Below are 16,848 nucleotides of genomic sequence, written 5' to 3'. Positions count from 1 at the left end.
ACCTCCCCCTCACAAGTATTTTTTGAACGTGCTGACATACATGGACAGCGAAGCTGCTACCAGCACCGTAAATACCAGCACCATGTACGCCGGGTTGAACCCGCCAAAAGGCCACGCCAGGTATATTCCGAAGCCACCCGATATCGACCAGGCCGTTGCTTTTTTTGCCCGATGGTAGACAAAGCTCGACTCACGCCCACCGCCCCAGCGGCGTAGATCACGGCGCACCAGGCCATCGACGATCCCCAGCAAGCATGCAAGCAGGAACGAAGGCAGCGCGAACAGGACGACGAACAGTCGCATCGCTGTATCCATGGCGATGTACATCGCCACCATGAAAACCTTGGCAAGTTCCCGTTTGAGCAACGCCAGGGTTTTGCCGAGACTGTCGGCTGAGTCAGGTATCGGTTTTAAACTGGCTTCGTAATATTTCAAGGCTCCCATCGTGATGAATGGGCGGGACACAGCCTTGATGACTTTATGTTCGAATGCCAAGGTATCTTGGATCAAGACCGACCGCGGATACTCGGCGATAAAACGAAGATTTTCCTCGACAAGCCCACGGGCGTGATCAATCCCCTTGTCGGCCCATAGCCACGAGGTCTGCATGCCCCCGTAAGCAATCATGACCCCTATCCCCCAAGCAAAAATCGTCGCCAGCGCGCCACCAAAAACGATCTCGATGACAATGCCTATTGGCCCTCTGCTGACCGGCCCCACCGTGGCGGCAGTGGTCCTGGCGCTCGCTGCGTGGGCTGTCATGTCTGATCTCCGTCAGCATCATCCAGCACCTCACCAGACGCAGTCGTGCCAGCGGCCCCGGTGATGCCGACATCGCGCAGCGATGCCAGCACAGGCATATCTACTTCAGGTTCCACAGTCTCCTGCCGCTGCGCCATTTGGGCATCTAATTCAGTCGGCACGAAAATAGGTGTTGCAATCGGAAGCGTGACATCCGCATCGGCAAACCAGTCATTTTCTTTCCACCATTGCTCTGAGGTCCGATAGCGGCTACGCATATCTTCACAGACTGCTTTCAACGAGGCAGGTATATGCATGTCGTCGGTCGGATCGGCCAACGGGATTCGCAGCTTGTAGAGGCGGTTGCCCTCAAGAAGCGCAAAAGCCTGCCCGGTAGGCAACTGCATGATGTCGGCGGCATCGATCAGTGGGACTTCCTTGGTCGCCACACGGTCTTGGTTGTTGGAGATGAAGTCGATGCCGTCCCCTTCTGCAGCCTTGTCGGTAACTCCTGACACCAGCGTGAGGGTGGCGACTTCTACCTTCGGTACTTGGTCGGCGATGAATTTAGCGCTGTCGAGGTCTTTGGTGCGCAAAGTGATAACGTGATTGAAGTTCCCCAGCAGCTGTTTGGCTTTCGCAGAATCTTTCAATTTCGCTTGCAGATCCGAGACGGTCTGAGTGTAGGCGGTCACGCGCATGCCAGCGCCGCCCATTCGGTTCACCATGGGGATGAACTCGTCTCCGAGTATTGATTCGACCTCATCGAAATGGCCGCAAATTTGCGGAAGTAGTATCCTGCCGTCGGCTCTGTCCGGATCAATGCCATGTTTGTAGATTTTGCCGCCAATCGAGACGAGATCTGCGAGCATTGAATTGCCTACGGCGCCCGCGATGACAGGATCGGATAGCGCATCGAGGCCAGCATAGACAATACCTCCTTGGCGGATCACCTGCATCCAATCGAAGATCGGTCGAGGATCCTCCATATTGAAATAGTCTGGACTGATCAACTTGCCAATGGCGCCCGTCGTGAGCTTCTCCAGGAACGGTCCTAAAGAGGCAATGATCTTTTCGAAGAACGATTTTTCGTAGCTGACCGCAGTCGACAGACCATCGAGAATTGGGTCCTCGATTTGTTGTTGGAACCTTCGGGCCACGATAATTGTGGCCGCAAGGATCGGCTGGCGGTCCTGGAGCGAACGTGGTACAGGAATTTTTCTTTTCGATATCTCGGTCGCGCAGTTGTCGACTACATGTTCCCAGCCATGGATCCTCCCGTCTTTTTCCGCGCGATCCAGCGACAGTTTGGCATATGCTATGAAGAGCGGTTCGATGTCGGTGATATTGCGCAGTATGCCGTTGTAGGTGGGAACTTGGCCCAGCGCAACTTGGGCTTGCGCTACCAGATTGGTAAACCGCCAGGAGAATTCCTTGAACGCGGCCGAATTTCCACTGGAAGGCAACCCGTTTGTCGTTCGGGTGGCGATTTCGGTGATCCTGGCGAAGTTGCCTATTCCATTGTAGCGTGCCGAAAAGTCCGGATAACCGAGATGGAACAGGTATAAGTGATCGAGCCGCCGGGCCCTTGATGCTTCGGCGTACACACGCATCATCAGCTCGGCGTCACCTTTGGGATCGATGATAATGACGACATAGCAGTCATGGATGTCCTGAGTGGCCAGCAATTCGAGCAGCCGCGTCTTCCCGACCCTAGTCGTCCCTTTGACCAGGACGTGGCCTGTTCGCGCCCCTTGCCGCAGTAACACTGGCTTTTCGTTCGGTTCCACACCATGTAACACGCGAGAACCGCCGAGATCGATCAGTGGCCGTACTGGATTCCACGGCGCATCGCTCTTGGTGAGCGTCGCAACCTTCTGGAACATTGATGGCGAGCTTCGGCCGCCGCCGGTCGAGAGCATCCAGCGCTCGTACCGTCGCATGGCTTGATCCAGCAGTAGGCGTTTGCGCGACAGATTGACGAATGGATCAGCTTCCGGGCGATTCGCGTCGAGTTTGCGCTGGGTGTGCTTCTGGGTCCACAGAAACCCTTCGCCCAGGTACAGCATGTCTTTGCTGCGCGCAATGCGGTGCAACTTCGTGTACGTAATCTTGTAGTGTTTCAAGCCATATTGGTACTTGGCGATATTTCGCGCCTGTTGGAATCTCACCGCAGCAAAGCCGAGCGCGATGGTGCCGGCCGCGTAGCCCAGCCGTGGCGGCAACATCAACGCCCACGGCGCGCACAATGCCAAGATGCCACACGCTGCCGCCACAGCGGCGCTTTGGTACTCGACCTTGGGACGGAGCAAAGGCTCCAACACGTACGATGGGTTGGTCATCGTCCACTCCCAACGTACTGGCCAGCTGGAACCAGGCCACGCAAGTCCTGCAGCACGTCTCCGTGCTCGAGGAGCAGCAACGGATAGCGGTGGATACCATTGGCCTGCAATAGCCGCATCAGGTGCGGTACTGGATGCGGCACCATCGGCAGCGAATTGGTGCGACGCATCGCTTTGAATGTTGAAACATCTCCGACGGAGACCACAATGCCGGCGGCACCATAGCGCACCAGCGCAGCATGGTTTTCGGTGAGCCATTGTGAAGAGAGCGGATCGCTCCCTACGATAAAGATAGGCCGCGTGAGCCATTTGGGCATGTCGACAACGTGTTTGATGTCTTCAAAACTGCCCGGTGACATTCCTTCGGCGCGCACTGGGAAAGAGACGAGAGGTGTTTCAGTGTCGCTTTCTGAACTGTCCAGCGCGTGCACCAGGTACTGGACGGAGCTTACTGTACGCCCCGTATCAAACAGCACCTGTGGGCCAGCAATCGTGGTTCCAAAACAGGTAAAGAATGAGGCGAGTAGTACGCCGCAAGAGATCCTAGCCATCATAGCCCCTCGCAATCGACGGGATCCGACCAAGATGCCGGAATACCGAAGTGGCATAAGGAACTCCGATGGCGGGTTCGGCATTATGGTAATTGGCTACCGCACGAAACCAGCTTCCGGACTTCTTGAAATGATCATGCAGCAACTCTGCGGCTACTTCCATATTGCGATAGGGGTTCAGCGCCCGGGCCGGACTGCGCAGCTTCGAACGGTGATATAACCAGCATATTTGGAGCAGGCCGATATCGACGAGCAAGGTCCCCATCCGCAAACAGTCGACCAGCGCAGCGAGAGCCGCGCGATAGCTGTCGAACCGCTTCGGCATGCCTTGAATGTTGAGTGTCCACGGGTAAGGCAGAACGTTATTTCCGAAGCGCATTTGCGATTCTTGCAACGCAACGGCATACAGTACTGGTGCAGGAACACGCTTCATCCTGGCCACATGCAGATATCCAGGTGGTATCGGAGCGGGACGGAGAGATTTGCTCTTCGCGATTACGTCGTTGGCCCATACGCCGCCCAAGACAGGGGCGACGCCCAACGCCAGGAAGTTGCGCCTGGTAATCATGGCCTCCCCCCACCTGTAGGTCGGGTCGGTCGCGTGGTTTGACGTGGCAGGTTGGCAGCATCAGCTTTACCGTTGGACACGTCGCCGGCTTGCAGGCCCGAGAAGTCGATGACCTTCTCATTTGGATACAGGCGTTGAATCGCAACTTGGTAAGCCGCTGCCCAGGCCAGTACACGTTCGGTGTCCTCATGCATCGCCTTGGCAAACATTTCCGCATACTTTCGCCGTTCGGCGTCGCTACGGGCGTGAATCCCCAGCGCTTCGACCGGCGAGAGATTCGGTACGGAGAAACTCGCACGTGGGCCTTTTAGCAGTATTTTTGCGCGCTCAAGCTCATCAGCAGTGAGTCCCCAAACTTGCCGCGCGATCTGGTCCGAAGCCTGTATTGAGGTCGCTTGTGCTTCCATCTGAGCCACCGCTGTCGGCTGCTGCGAGCGCATAGCGATAGTCGTGTTCGACGATGGTTGGGCGTCCACATTTGCAACCATCAACAGCAACGGGAAAATTGCAGTTTTCATAGCCAACTCGTCGGAGGTTATTCTTCTCTGCTCAACACCACATCGCCACGGTCGGTCGCCAAGATTGCGCGTTGACTGTCTACATCGGCGCGCTTGACAGTTACCCGCCCTTGCTTTTCGCCTTCGTTCAAAAATGTCACCTCCGCGCCGTCGCCACGTTTGCGGCCCACCACCACGGAAGGTTTTCCGCCCCACAGATCGATGGATAGTAATTGGGCCGAGTCAGGATCCGCGCGTAGAGGCGCAGGCACTGTGCGCGTTGGCGCAGCAGCCGAAATGGCTTTGGCCGGCCGCTTAGGCACATGAGCCAGTTTTGCTATCTGTTCCTTCAACTCGACGACACCTTGCTCGAGGTTGGCAAGCGTGTCGGCATTGCGTTGCAAGGCGTCCAGAATCTCCTTCGAGCCGTCATGATCAACCGGATTACCCTGTTGGTATCGCGCACCATCGTTTTCGGCAACTGGGGGCGACACAGCGGTATCCACAGAGGCGGAATTTTCTACGGCTGACGCAGCTGGCATCACGTTTGTTGCACTTGGGGTAGATGCGTGTGCACGATTAACCTCAGCCTTTCTGGGTACCGGCACCACCTGAGAACTGGCGACCGGATCGGGAAGCTTTGCAGGCACTTGCGGCGCGCGCCCGTTCATCGCTAGGTGCACAGCCACTAAGCCACAGCATGCCGTGGCGGCCCACAGCAGCGGCTTTTTCCAACGCCCTGTGACAGGTGCTTCTGGAGCGACAGAACTGCCCACAGGAGCCGCTGGTCCCGCAGTGTTGGCTGTAGTGTTCGGCTGGGTCATGGCATATCCTCTTCCATAGTTGCCTGCATGGGAATCAGTCCGCAGCTTTAACGGATGTGACTGACGCATCCGGCTTGCTTCGCTCCCCGACGGTTCCTAGTGCCGTGACTGCGGCCTCGGTTGGCACCGCAGGATGAAAGGAAATACGCCTGCTGGCGTGATCGGTGCTCAACTTAAAAGCGGGGCCTATCAAGATTTTTAGCATTGTGTCCACGTGGTAAGGTCCCAGCGTTCGTTGTGAGTCCGGCAACCGCTTGGCGAACAATGAAACCACCTGTGGATCCAGCAGCCTTTCCTCGACCAAGTCATATCCAGTACGAATGAGGAGATAGCGGATTGCCTCGCCAACTGTCTTGGTATTCATCCTGGGAAAATTCACTTGAGCGACGATACGCATGGGATCAATGTCGGCTGCACTAGGCTGCAGCGATATCGCTGTATATCGATTCACCAACGTTTCGTCGTCACTGGAGCGCCCGGCCATCCTGCCTGGCAGCGAGATTTCTGCATTTGCAACCGCCGATACCATCGGCGTATCAGCCAGCGCGTTCCCGGCCGCCAGTAACAGTGCGATGAGAACGGGACTGAGCAAGCCCGGACGCTGATGCATATACGTCTCCCGAAAGTAACTGCAGTGTGTTCACGCGCATCAAACATCGAGCGCTGCCCATGCTCCAAACGCTGAGTCCTACAAAGTTCCTCGACGCCGAGCGGGTATCTGATCGTCGCAGCATAGGAAATATCGCCAGTACCGTCCCCGGCAAATCGGTTCCACGTTGTGCCATTAAATAGTTGGCATGGTGGGCTGAATGTGATACGCGCTCCCGCTGGCAATGCCTTTCGTTGGAAAGCGCCAGATTGAACCTCCACGCGAGGCAAATCCGAATATCTGGCGCTGCTGTGGCACCCACGGGACGCCATACCTCTATTTATTAGTTGTCAAGGTGGTGCTATCCTGTAATGGCAAAGCGGGGGGAAGGCGTCAAATGGAACGTCGTATGGATTACGGGAAAGGGCATGACTGGTTAAGGGCCTGATCTAAAAGGGTGCCGCACGCTGCTTTAACCCCGCAGCGTGCGGCAAAGGGATCTACCGGTACCCGACATACGGGTACGCTTTTCTCCCGCGGGCGGGAGCAAAGCAAGGCGCAGAAGGAAAAATCGAAGGCGCTCCCCGGCCATGCACGCGTTACCATGCTTTGGTTTGCGTCACAACTAAAAAGGGAACCTTTCGAAGTCTCGTTTCACGATGAAGTCAACGCTGTGTCCCTATATCGTCATACTGGTGAAACATGCAATTCGAGCCATCTACCCCTCGATTACCCATCGCACAAGGATCGCGCAGTACCGCTCCAGTCGTCTCGGACAGTCGATCAATTCAAATTTTTGAGATCGCTGAATTATTGGGGGAGACTGGCCTTGCCACGTGGATGCACCCACTGCTGATCTTGCTTGATTCCTATGCAGAAATCGAAGTGTTCGCTCCGAATGATGATCCACTACCAGCAGTCCGGTCTTTGTTGCAACGATATAGCCTGAACGGCAGCCCCCCCCGGGGAGGGAACTTCGCAGATGATTTGTGCAGCCTCCAAATCTTGCTTTATGGCGCAGCCTGGTTTACACCTGGCTCAGCAATTCCTGTACTAACCTGGAACCCGCTCCAGATGACGTTCAGGCGATTTAAGGCGCTGCAGGGGCCTCATGGCAATTGGAAAGCCTGGAAAGACTCAGTGGTCAATCCTAGCCTGGACGAGGTGAGAAGGCATCTTTTGGCAAATTATGTCAAGGTAAATGGCTTCGTGTGACGGTATCCCAACTCGGGGGTGTTGTGTCAGGATGGATAATTTCCTTTGCGATCGCCACGGTAATCTGTGCTGCAGCAGCGCTCGGAGTCATCGAGATTCGCTGGGCCAGCAAACAGACTTTACTGCGAAGATTAGCGCAAATGCTCCGAGACATTTCCCAATACATGGACGGCGGAGCGCCAGCGCATCACAGAGACGATGCCAGTGACAAGCGTCCCCTGGACAACATCCCAATTCCCGGTACTATTCATCACAGCGCCCCGGCTTTGAACCACGTGCGCATAGCCTATCGCGGATCCGAAGCTGGATGGTACAACGTGCTTCCCGCGAACGCTCTCATCTCCTGCATCGAAGGCGATGAGGTTATAAAGAAAATCATCCGCGCCTCCCGCGTTGCACCAGACATCTTTGCGCACGATCTTCATCCGACTTTATTGCACTTTGCGGAGTTCGTCCAATTGCTGCCGGCATCCGAGTCCCACCATCACGCCAATCCAGGCGGCCTACTGGCTCACACGCTTGAAACTGTTTTGCACGCGCTGACTATCCGCACCGGCTACTTGCTACCGCTTGGCGCCAGCGCCGAAGTTATTGCCGCTCAAAGGGATTTCTGGACCTATGCCGTGTTTCTCGCGGCCCTGTTGCACGACGTCGGTAAGCCAATGACGGATCTCAAAATTCAATGGAAGCGTGGAAAAACCAGCGAACCTGTGCTCTGGTCAGCAACCGCCGGCTCGTTGAACGACTGTGCAGCCACCGAATATTTCGTTGGTTTCAAAAAGAAGAGTGAGCGCAACTACGACTCCCATGCAAAACTTGGCGCCATGCTGCTCCAGCGGTTAGTTCCTGGCCCCACGCTCGCATCGATGGCGCACGTGCCAGCAGGGCTTCAAGAGTTGAACCAATACCTGGGCGGCGAACGCAGGGGCGCACTGCATGAGATTGTTCAAAAAGCCGACCAGGAATCAACACGCCGCAACCTGGCCACCGGCTCGCGCGCAAGGTTCAGCTCTGCCAGGGCTGTGCCCCTGATCGAACGACTCATGGGGGCCATGACCTCAATGTTCGTGGAAGGTAGCCATCTGCCGCTCAATCGTGACGGGGCGGCGGGCTGGGTGTACGACGACTGCGTGTGGTTGGTGGCGAAGCGGTTGGCCGACAGCGTGCGTGAATTTGTCTTGCGCCAAGAAGAGAATGAGGAAGCCGGTTTTCCGGGCGACGCAAAAAATGATCGACTTTTCGATGCATGGCAAGAATATGGCTACATCCGTATCAATCCAGCGACTGGTCAAGCGATATGGCGTGTAGTCGTGACTGGGACAAACCAGGCCGGTGAGATCGCCTATAGTCATGAACTCAGTGTTTTGTGCTTTCCCGTCGCAAAAGTATGGACTGATCTTTCCCAAATTCCAGAAGCGATGTCGGGCACGATCGAGGTGTTGCCCGCCGCATCGCAAGGAAAAACCAGTCGAGATCATCAATCCCAGCGCCCGTTGGAAGATTGTGATGCGGTACCCATGCCGGGTGATTCCCCGGAACCTGTTGACTGGAAGAAGGTACCAGCGCCTAAGTTTGTCACCAGGGATAACAGGACTAGCAAAAAAAAGACTACAGCAGACACCGACGATCTTTTGGACGAACGGGACACGGCCGAAGCGGAAGCACGGAATGCACGCCGCGACAAAGACCGACGACAGCAGGAAGCAGGTAGTGAGACTGAAACAGGTCCTGCCCATCAGAACGATGCCGAGGAAGCCAACCCGGAGCAGGCCCCGAGACAACAGGACATGGCTGACGCAACGTCTGCTCATCCTTTTCCGGTTCCGTTGCCTATCGAAAAGCTACCTGCTTTGAAACAAAAAGGAAACAAGGAACCATCGGCGCTCGCGGTCGACTTCATGAAGTGGGTGCAGCAAAATCTGGCGGACGGTTCGATGAAGCACAACGAAGCTGGCGCGCCGGTTCATTTCATCGAATACGGTATGGCACTGGTATCTCCGCTGATTTTCCGGCTGTATGCGGCAGCAAACGGAGGCCAAAAAGCAAGTGCTGCATCCGAAGATGACGGCGATTTCGCGATGCGTGTTCAGCGGGAGCTCCTGCGGGCGCAGTGGCATGCCACTGCGCCTGGTGGGAAAAATGTCTGGACTCTCTACGTTTCAAAAAAAGGAGGACAGGCGGCAAACAAGTTGGCGGCAGTCGTGCTGAAAGATCCGAGGCTCTGGGTAATGCCAGTGCCCCCTCCGAACCCATTTATCAGCGCAAAAAGCGATCCTTCGGGACCGCTGCCATGATCGTGAGTTCCAGCTCGAATTCCGCAGGTTATATCGGCACCGCTTCTGCCGTCAGGTACAGACAAGCAGTGTGTCCGGGAGATTATCATGGCAACGATTGTATTCGGCAAAGGCATTGAACCTGGTGGCATGGAGCTGGAGGATATGCATTTCGAAGATATTTGTCCGGTTTGTGCCTATGAGCATGCACGGTACCGCATATGGGAAAGTGCAGAATCGGGGGCCATCAATCAACATAGCGGAATTTCCTGCCCGGCATGTGGCTACAAATTGCATGACGACGAAGAGCAGTAATCGGTTTCGGCACGGCCACATCGCCGCATTATTCGATGTCACCAAATATTGGGATCTGTACCAATGGCTACCTGCAGTCGACGAGCAAAAAAGTTAGTCAGAGACAAATATAGTTTGACACAGGGCGTCCTTGCGACGATGCTTCCAGGAATGCCCGTTATCGGGCCAAAAGCGGCCATCGACATAAGCCCCATAAAAAAGTACATATCACAAACATGACGCTTGAACATACTAAAGCACAATTAACCAAACTAGTTTCTCAGCCAGACCTCAAGGTTATTGCGCTCTCCGGCGCGTGGGGCACCGGAAAAACCCATCTATGGAATGAGATTCGGCGAGAGTCAGCTAACACTACAATTAGCGCTTCTCGCTACGTATCACTCTTTGGGGTTCGTGATATCGGGCAGCTAAAATTAAAAATCGTGCAAAGCATGCTTCCGAATATCGCCCATGGCAACTTTGTGACAGAGAGCATTGGAAAATTATGGAGTGCAGGAAAGGAAGCGCTAAAAAAAGTGCATCCAGCGTTTACCGCGGTGGACGAGTTGGCACTTGTTGCCGTGCCAGCGGCTCTCAGAAATCAGTTTGTCGTGATCGATGATCTTGAACGAAAACATTCTGCGCTTACCGTAGATGAGGTATTGGGTTTCGTAGATGAGTATGTTGAACGCTTTGGCACTCGCTTTCTTTTGATTCTGAATTCTGAAAAGCTATCCGAAGTTCAGGACAACGCCCTGTGGGCATCATTCCGTGAGAAGGTTGTTGACGAAGAACTACGCTTAACACCAACTGCAATTGAAGCTTTTGACATCGCGATTCCTGATTCCAATGTCCCGTATCGCACTGCAGTCCAAAACGCAGTAGAAGTATGCAACCTGACGAACATTAGGGTAATTCGACTCGCATATCGCTTGGTAACTCGGTTGCTTGGCACGACTTCGGAACTAGCGGTAGCCATTCAAGCCCGAACAGTTCCCTCCATAGTGCTAATCGTAGCGGCTCACAACAAAGCTATTAAAGACGGACCAGATGTCGATTTCATTGCTAGCTTCAACCGCGACCAGCAGGCTTGGCTAAATCGTCACTTTTCAAACAGTAACTCGCAGCCCGACGAACCTTCGGAACATGCAAATCCAGCTAGCTGGAAGTTGTTGATGTCCTCACTTCAAATTTACTCTGCAAACAAGTTCGAAGAACTTGTGGTTGCTTACGTTCGTGAAGGCCGCCATGACGCACAGGCTGTCGAGCGGGTCATTGAAGGCTACCGTGCAGATCAAACTCTCCTTGAAGCTCAAACTGCAGCAAATCTGCTTCGTGAAAGGATTCAATGGGACATGAATGCTACTGAAGCCGAACTTCTGTTAGAAGCCGAGCGGTGTATTCCGCATGCCCGCGTGCTCGACGCGAGTACAGTCACCTCGCTATACAAGGTAGTGGGCGAACTACAAGATGGTCATTCAATCGCAGAAAGAATGCTCGACGCTTGGATTGACCACCTCGCAGAAGTCAAAGAAACATTAGAATCTAGAGAGTCTCGCATACCAACCTCCTTCCTACAACTACACCCTCGTCTGAAAACAGCACTAGACGCCGTTCGAAGCGAACATATGCAAAGTGGTACTCTAGAGGAGGTCATGTTAAGCCTCGCGGTGAGAGATGGCTGGGGGCATAAAGATGAAGCCATCTTAAAAACGGCCACGGTCCAGGACTTTCTCGCAGCGATGGGAGCATTGAATGGACATAACTTCAAAATATTCATGTTGAAAAGTCTAGATATCCTTGAGCACAACCAGATGTACGAAAAACACTTTGGCAGTGCAGGAAGCAATTTTCTCGAAGCATCTCGCCAAATTGTTTCCGCTGACGCAGGCTCAAGAATGGCGCGGTTGCTCTTAGCGCTTTTTGCTGAGAGTAAAGTTTCGAATCTGTTAGCGCCCAGCACTCCTTCCTAATTTATTCGATTGGCAGTGTCCGAAATGAGGCGATAACCGCTAGGTTGGCAGGCGCCAGTTTTTTCGTCGCGTACAATCGACAGCGATGGACAGCAATCGGCATGAGCGGCCGTCCAGGTTTTCGTAAGTGATAGCGCCGGTATGGCGGTCGCCGTCAGATCAAACTATCCTCAATGGAGCATCGTAAGTAGAAAACTGTCAAATTTTCGGCGCTAGAAGGCGAGCCGCCCTTGCGGGTAAGCGCTACACCAATATCATCTCAAAATTAACTACACGAAAGGTAACTCTTGAAAGTATTTTTTCACGCTGGTAATGATTGGAACAAAATTCCGCAGGCGAAAAAAACAGAAAAAACGTTACTAGCCCTCTCTTATAATAACTGGGATGACTATTCAGTACGCACAACTCTGAATGCGGTATTTTATTTCGAAGGGAAGCAAATTTTTGATTTCAATCTCAAGCTTTTAATTGAGAATGATAATAACTCACCAGTTAAACTCAACCAACTTCGCGAAGAAGGCTGGGACGGCTATTTCCCGATACCAACGACAAACTACGTTTCTGTCCCAAGTGACATTGGATTTTATGACGTACTCATTACTAAACTGGGTATCCAGGACGCTAGGGAAGCCTTGGTGTTGATTCGAGACGCAGGCTATCTTGTAAACATTGCTCAGGACCAGGCTGCAAAAGAACTTACGGAAAGGGAAAATTTCTCTATATCGCCACTGCGGGAAGCCGGTGCACGAAAATCTTTCTCTGATGGCTGGAAAGCTTTCTCTGGAAATTCTCAGTCAATCGGAGATTTTACATTGAATTTGCCAGGTCGCGGCGCGGAGGGGGTGACTTCAATTAGGTTCAGATTCAACTCCGATACTCTTCCGTACGATATCAACGTTCTGATCGGGCCGAATGGCGTCGGTAAATCCCACACACTGAAAAGCTTGGTCGCTTACTGGTTAGGGATGGATATTGGATCGCAAACGCAGCTTAATAAATCCAAGCACCAGCCGTTTGATATTCACCCGAATATTTCACGCCTGATTTTGATGTCTTATAGCCCATTCGAAGATTTTGTATTAGACCTATCTGGTACCAAACTGAAGGATAAAACTGCCTATAGGTACTTCGGTTTCAGGAGAGGGTCAATGTCCGCATCGGGAAGGCGGCAAAGTTCCATCAGCCGCAACCAGCCCGCGAGCGATTCAGTCGAGTCAATGTTCAAAGCTTTGGCTGACGACGATGCGTACGAATTCCTTGGTAGTTGGACATCTAAGGCGGATACCATTTTGGATGTATTGCGGCCAGCGCTAAAATTTGAAAAGCTTGTAGTTGAGATCATCCCCAAGGCAGACCTTACTTCTTCACTTGAATCTCTTGTGATCGAAGGTGCCGACGGAAAAAAATATATCGAGCTGACGCCAACTACACATCCAAAATTCCTCAAGCTTAAAGAAGATCTTTTTAATGTAATTAATGTTAAGGCCGGTGTTGTATTTCTTGTAGGAAATGAAAAGCTCGACCTAAGCTCCGGCCAGCGTCTCTTTGTCTATATGGTAATCAATATTGTCGGACAGATTAAAGCTGAGAGCTTGATCGTCGTAGACGAACCAGAGCTCTTCCTTCACCCAACATTTGAGGTCGAATTCATCGCGCTCCTCAAAAAAGTCTTGGCCGCCTTTAATTCCAAAGCAATTCTTGCGACGCACTCTCTTGCCGTCGCACGTGAAATTCCAGCGAATTGCATGCATGTTTATCGTATTGGGCAGTACGGCGTAGAGATTGATCATCCGCCATTTGAGACATTCGGTGGTAACATGCAGCGAATTTCATCCTATGTCTTCGGAGACAGTAAAGTAACGAAGCCTTTTGCGCAGTGGATAGAAAGCGCTATTGAAGAAGTTGGCGGGCCTCAAAAACTCTTGACGAAGCTCAAAGATGAGCTAAACGAAGAAATGACCATTAAAATTCTTAACTCGAGCGTATCTAATGGTCACTAAAATTCCGAAGCCGGATGATGACAGTATCGATATCTTGAATCTTGTGCTAGGTGAGCGAGTCAAGTTCAAAAAGTTCTATGGTCGAATCACAAAAGATTTGAATGCACGATACCTCCAGTACGATGTCCAAAAAGGTTGCCCAACCGGTATGCCCCCCTTGGTGCTAAGAAATTACGCCGATACTGATAACGAAGCCATTGACCGAAAAAAATCATTAATCGGATTGTACAATCCAGAGACCGATAAATACCCATTCAATGAGCTAGAGAAGCTGAGAAAAAAAAATAAACTTCTAGCCTGCCCTGTATGCGGTGAGCTCGGAAGACCTCGAACACTCGATCATTGCCTGCCGAAAACAACATACCCGGAGTTCGCCATACACCTACTTAACCTCGTACCCGCGTGTGATTGGTGCCAAGGTGAGAAACTTACGGACTACAAAAACGCGGCGGGTGCGAGGAGCTTCTTGCATCCGTACTACGATGAGGTCAATCAGGCTCTCTATACAATACTACTACAAGCACCCTACCTCACTCCAGTTATCTCTTTTGAAATACGAAACAACCTTCCAGAAGAGCTGAAAGAACTCGTAGCCTCTCATTTGAAAGGGATCGATTTTTGGGAGCGATTCAAGGAGTACTTTGAGAATAGCTACCAAAATATTATCCGTATAGCGAGCGACACTCGAGCGGCTGGTATTATCACAGTGACTACAGCCATTCAAAGCGCGTATTCGCTGGAAGCCTGCAAAGGTATTAACAGCTGGGACGCTGTCGTATATCGCTCGTTATTAGAGGATCCCGATGTGATGGATTTTCTTGAGCGTGGCGTACTCTCAGATTTTCCGTAATCAGCTGGATAGTTGTGAAAACTTCTGAATCTTAGGCATCCGCTGAAAAATTACTTCTGGCCGATTGCCATCTGCTCAGCAAAATGGCAGAAAGCTATTCAATGCAGCCTACCTATCTTCATATTATGTTTGGGGCATCTCAGAGGAATCGTGACAGTTCGCTTTGAGGCGGAAGCGTTCGGTCACGCCCCTCAGCAGTCGCTGCAGTTATGTCAAAGCTTATTGTTCGTCCACACCTGCGACCAGCTCCTACCTTGCATCTGTATATCCTCGTGGCCGCCGGTACCGTGCTACCCCGTTCCAGTTCCAGAATGTCCTTTAGCCCAGTGCTGCTTCGGTAGAGCCGGTTAACTGGTGTTTTGCAGTTCATTGAGATCCGCGCGCAATTTTTTGATCAGATGATTTGGAGCGATAAGCGTGGCCCTTTCCCACCCGGGCGACACTAACTCACCGGCATTGATCACCCGCTGAGCCTCATGAAATCGAGCCAGGCCGTCGCAAAAAATATTGACCAACGTGTTGACTGCTTGGCGTGAGCAGTTGAATCTGATACCAACGACGGCCAGCGTCTCGCCATCGACCAATGCCGCCCTGGCGGCCGCACGGCGCTTTTTGCTGATACCAGGCAGCAATACCTGGGTCGCGTCAAACTCGATCGCACTCATTCTCCGCTTTGGTCGTGGCATTGATTACCTCTAGTGTGTAAGCTTGCCATAGCCGTACACCTGCAACTGTGCAGACTTTAGTAATTATGCCTTGTTTAGCCCCCATTACTCATCCATGCTGGCGAGAAATCGTGCCTACCCGCGCTTGGAACGGTGCTATCCGTGCTCGTAGATCCAAAAATGAAGCATGGCTGATTGGGACATGTGGTAACTTAGTGACTATATTAACGTCAGGAAAATGACATATGAATCTTGAAAATTTCTCTATTTCCCAACTTCGCGAACTGCAAGATCAGGTCAAGAAACAATTGAAGATAAAGGAACAGAAAGACATCAACGATGCTCGCGCGCAAATTCTGGAAATTGCACAACGAGCAGGTGTATCGCTCAGAGACCTTGTCGGGAATGGTGCTCCTGCGAAGGTGAAGCAAACAGTTGCTGTCAAATACCGCCATCCAACTGATCCGGCGCTGCAGTGGAGCGGCCGTGGCCGCCAGCCGAAATGGGTAAAAGAATGGCTCGAATCCGGTAAAAACATTGAAGAAGCTGGCATTTGATTCTTGAGAATCAAAGCCAGCTTCCTCGATTGCAATCAGGCTAGATCATGCGGCAGGTATGGGACTGGAGGCGATGGTCGGGAACATATCCTTGGCCATGGCGCCAGTTAGTCCAAAGCCGCGAAAATTGTCGCTGCGTTCGGTTGCTGGGCCAGGTATTGCCACAGCAACATATATGCCTCTCCGAAGCAACCGGCTTCCTCGGAAAAAGACAGATGGCTATAGGCCATGGCGCACGCAATGAGACCCGCCGTCTGGGCGTTCACTTCCGCTTCGAACATATTTTCGCAGCGCATCCGAAAGGTACCGTCGGTTTGCGGTGCCATGTAGAAACCGCCGTTCGACAACTTGTAGAAATCCCAATATCCGCCCGCGTAGTCTTGGCTCATGCGACCGAGCATGCTGTAAACGGTGAATTCCAACAGCACGCACCGCATGCCCGCCACGTTGGGCAGGCATTCCATTCTTTCGTCGACATCAGTCACCAGCACTGCTCCAATAGGACAAATGTTGTTGTCATACAGCTGGGTGTTTGCATTCATTTCCATGATGATCTCCGTTAAAAAAAGCGAAAGGAAGACCATCCGAGCCCCAGGGGATCGAGAAGAAGTCTTCCCGATCGGGGTGGTAGAAGCACTACAGAGACTCTGATCCTGGTAAGGCTGCCAGGACGTGTGGGTTGCAAGAGTTTGACCCACCGCGGTTGCTCAGGTGCGAGCAAATTCAATATCAACAATAGGACGAGCGGACGACGCTGTCAACCGGATTGATAGACGTATCGCGCCACCGGCACGGTGTGGTGCGCTACCGTCAACGCTGCAGCTGCTGCCGGCGGCGCCGGCGCCTTCCACCAGGTGCTGCTGCTGTCCGACGTGGGCGGCCACGCCGCAAGTCCCTGCCCTGTTCCTG

At 52.7% G+C, this 16,848-nt stretch carries 16 protein-coding genes; 7 read left to right on the top strand and 9 right to left on the bottom strand.

The genetic code is table 11. The features are described from left to right. Nucleotides 1–9 precede the first annotated feature (9 nt). From CSQ95_RS21750 to CSQ95_RS21720, 7 genes are read right to left on the bottom strand one after another with little or no spacing between them, the layout of a single operon-like run. The gene (locus CSQ95_RS21750; protein WP_099411014.1) at nt 10–762 is read right to left on the bottom strand and encodes a TIGR03747 family integrating conjugative element membrane protein; all 753 of its coding nucleotides are present in this window, start codon (nt 760–762) and stop codon (nt 10–12) included. Further along, nucleotides 759–3,083, bottom strand: a complete 2,325-nt coding sequence (gene traD, locus CSQ95_RS21745) for a type IV conjugative transfer system coupling protein TraD (RefSeq protein ID WP_099411013.1) — start codon at nt 3,081–3,083, stop codon at nt 759–761. The genes CSQ95_RS21750 and traD overlap by 4 nt, the downstream gene beginning before the upstream one ends. Then, on the bottom strand, nt 3,080–3,637 hold the full coding sequence (locus CSQ95_RS21740; protein ID WP_180279131.1) for a PFL_4695 family integrating conjugative element protein: 558 nt from the start codon (nt 3,635–3,637) through the stop codon (nt 3,080–3,082). The genes traD and CSQ95_RS21740 overlap by 4 nt, the downstream gene beginning before the upstream one ends. Next, entirely contained in the window at nt 3,627–4,202 is a 576-nt protein-coding gene (locus tag CSQ95_RS21735; protein WP_099411011.1) for a transglycosylase SLT domain-containing protein, read from the bottom strand. The genes CSQ95_RS21740 and CSQ95_RS21735 overlap by 11 nt, the downstream gene beginning before the upstream one ends. Next, entirely contained in the window at nt 4,199–4,720 is a 522-nt protein-coding gene (locus CSQ95_RS21730) for an integrating conjugative element protein (protein ID WP_099411010.1), read from the bottom strand. Before CSQ95_RS21730 ends, CSQ95_RS21735 begins: the two co-directional genes overlap by 4 nt. Nucleotides 4,721–4,737: 17 nt before the next feature. Then, a complete protein-coding gene (locus tag CSQ95_RS29275) occupies nt 4,738–5,523 on the bottom strand; it encodes a hypothetical protein (protein WP_143450031.1) in 786 nt (261 codons plus the stop codon). 34 nt (nt 5,524–5,557) lie between these two features. After that, complete coding sequence (locus CSQ95_RS21720; protein WP_099411008.1) at nt 5,558–6,133, bottom strand: hypothetical protein; 576 nt, start codon at nt 6,131–6,133, stop codon at nt 5,558–5,560. Nucleotides 6,134–6,814: 681 nt separating this feature from the next. Between CSQ95_RS21720 and CSQ95_RS29270 the strand changes: the two genes are divergently transcribed. From CSQ95_RS29270 to CSQ95_RS21700, 6 genes are all read left to right on the top strand, one after another. Next, on the top strand, nt 6,815–7,327 hold the full coding sequence (locus CSQ95_RS29270) for a hypothetical protein (protein WP_143450030.1): 513 nt from the start codon (nt 6,815–6,817) through the stop codon (nt 7,325–7,327). 140 nt (nt 7,328–7,467) lie between these two features. Continuing rightward, nucleotides 7,468–9,621, top strand: coding sequence for a MobH family relaxase (gene mobH / locus CSQ95_RS21715; RefSeq protein ID WP_099411007.1), 2,154 nt, complete (start codon nt 7,468–7,470; stop codon nt 9,619–9,621). Between the two features lie 87 nt (nt 9,622–9,708). Continuing rightward, complete coding sequence (locus CSQ95_RS29265; protein WP_143450029.1) at nt 9,709–9,915, top strand: hypothetical protein; 207 nt, start codon at nt 9,709–9,711, stop codon at nt 9,913–9,915. A 215-nt stretch (nt 9,916–10,130) separates the two neighbouring features. After that, on the top strand, nt 10,131–11,867 hold the full coding sequence (locus CSQ95_RS29260) for a P-loop NTPase fold protein (protein ID WP_143450028.1): 1,737 nt from the start codon (nt 10,131–10,133) through the stop codon (nt 11,865–11,867). 287 nt (nt 11,868–12,154) lie between these two features. Continuing rightward, complete coding sequence (locus tag CSQ95_RS21705) at nt 12,155–13,867, top strand: AAA family ATPase (protein ID WP_180279130.1); 1,713 nt, start codon at nt 12,155–12,157, stop codon at nt 13,865–13,867. After that, a complete protein-coding gene (locus CSQ95_RS21700; RefSeq protein WP_099411005.1) occupies nt 13,857–14,717 on the top strand; it encodes a hypothetical protein in 861 nt (286 codons plus the stop codon). The genes CSQ95_RS21705 and CSQ95_RS21700 overlap by 11 nt, the downstream gene beginning before the upstream one ends. A 347-nt stretch (nt 14,718–15,064) precedes the next feature. On the opposite strand, the gene CSQ95_RS21695 is transcribed toward CSQ95_RS21700, so the two are convergent. Continuing rightward, nucleotides 15,065–15,382 (bottom strand): hypothetical protein, encoded by a 318-nt coding sequence (locus tag CSQ95_RS21695; RefSeq protein WP_099411004.1) that lies wholly within the window; start codon nt 15,380–15,382, stop codon nt 15,065–15,067. 245 nt (nt 15,383–15,627) lie between these two features. Between CSQ95_RS21695 and CSQ95_RS21690 the strand changes: the two genes are divergently transcribed. Beyond that, nucleotides 15,628–15,939: an H-NS family nucleoid-associated regulatory protein gene (locus tag CSQ95_RS21690; RefSeq protein ID WP_099411003.1), complete on the top strand. Its 312-nt coding sequence runs from the start codon at nt 15,628–15,630 to the stop codon at nt 15,937–15,939. Between the two features lie 107 nt (nt 15,940–16,046). Here the strand turns inward: CSQ95_RS21690 and CSQ95_RS21685 are convergent, their stop codons facing one another. Further along, nucleotides 16,047–16,487 (bottom strand): antirestriction protein, encoded by a 441-nt coding sequence (locus CSQ95_RS21685; protein WP_180279129.1) that lies wholly within the window; start codon nt 16,485–16,487, stop codon nt 16,047–16,049. Nucleotides 16,488–16,848 lie beyond the last annotated feature (361 nt).

Source organism: Janthinobacterium sp. BJB304, assembly GCF_002735765.1.
Classification (GTDB): Bacteria; Pseudomonadota; Gammaproteobacteria; order Burkholderiales; family Burkholderiaceae_D; genus Janthinobacterium.
This window is presented reverse-complemented; position numbering and strand designations above follow the sequence as displayed.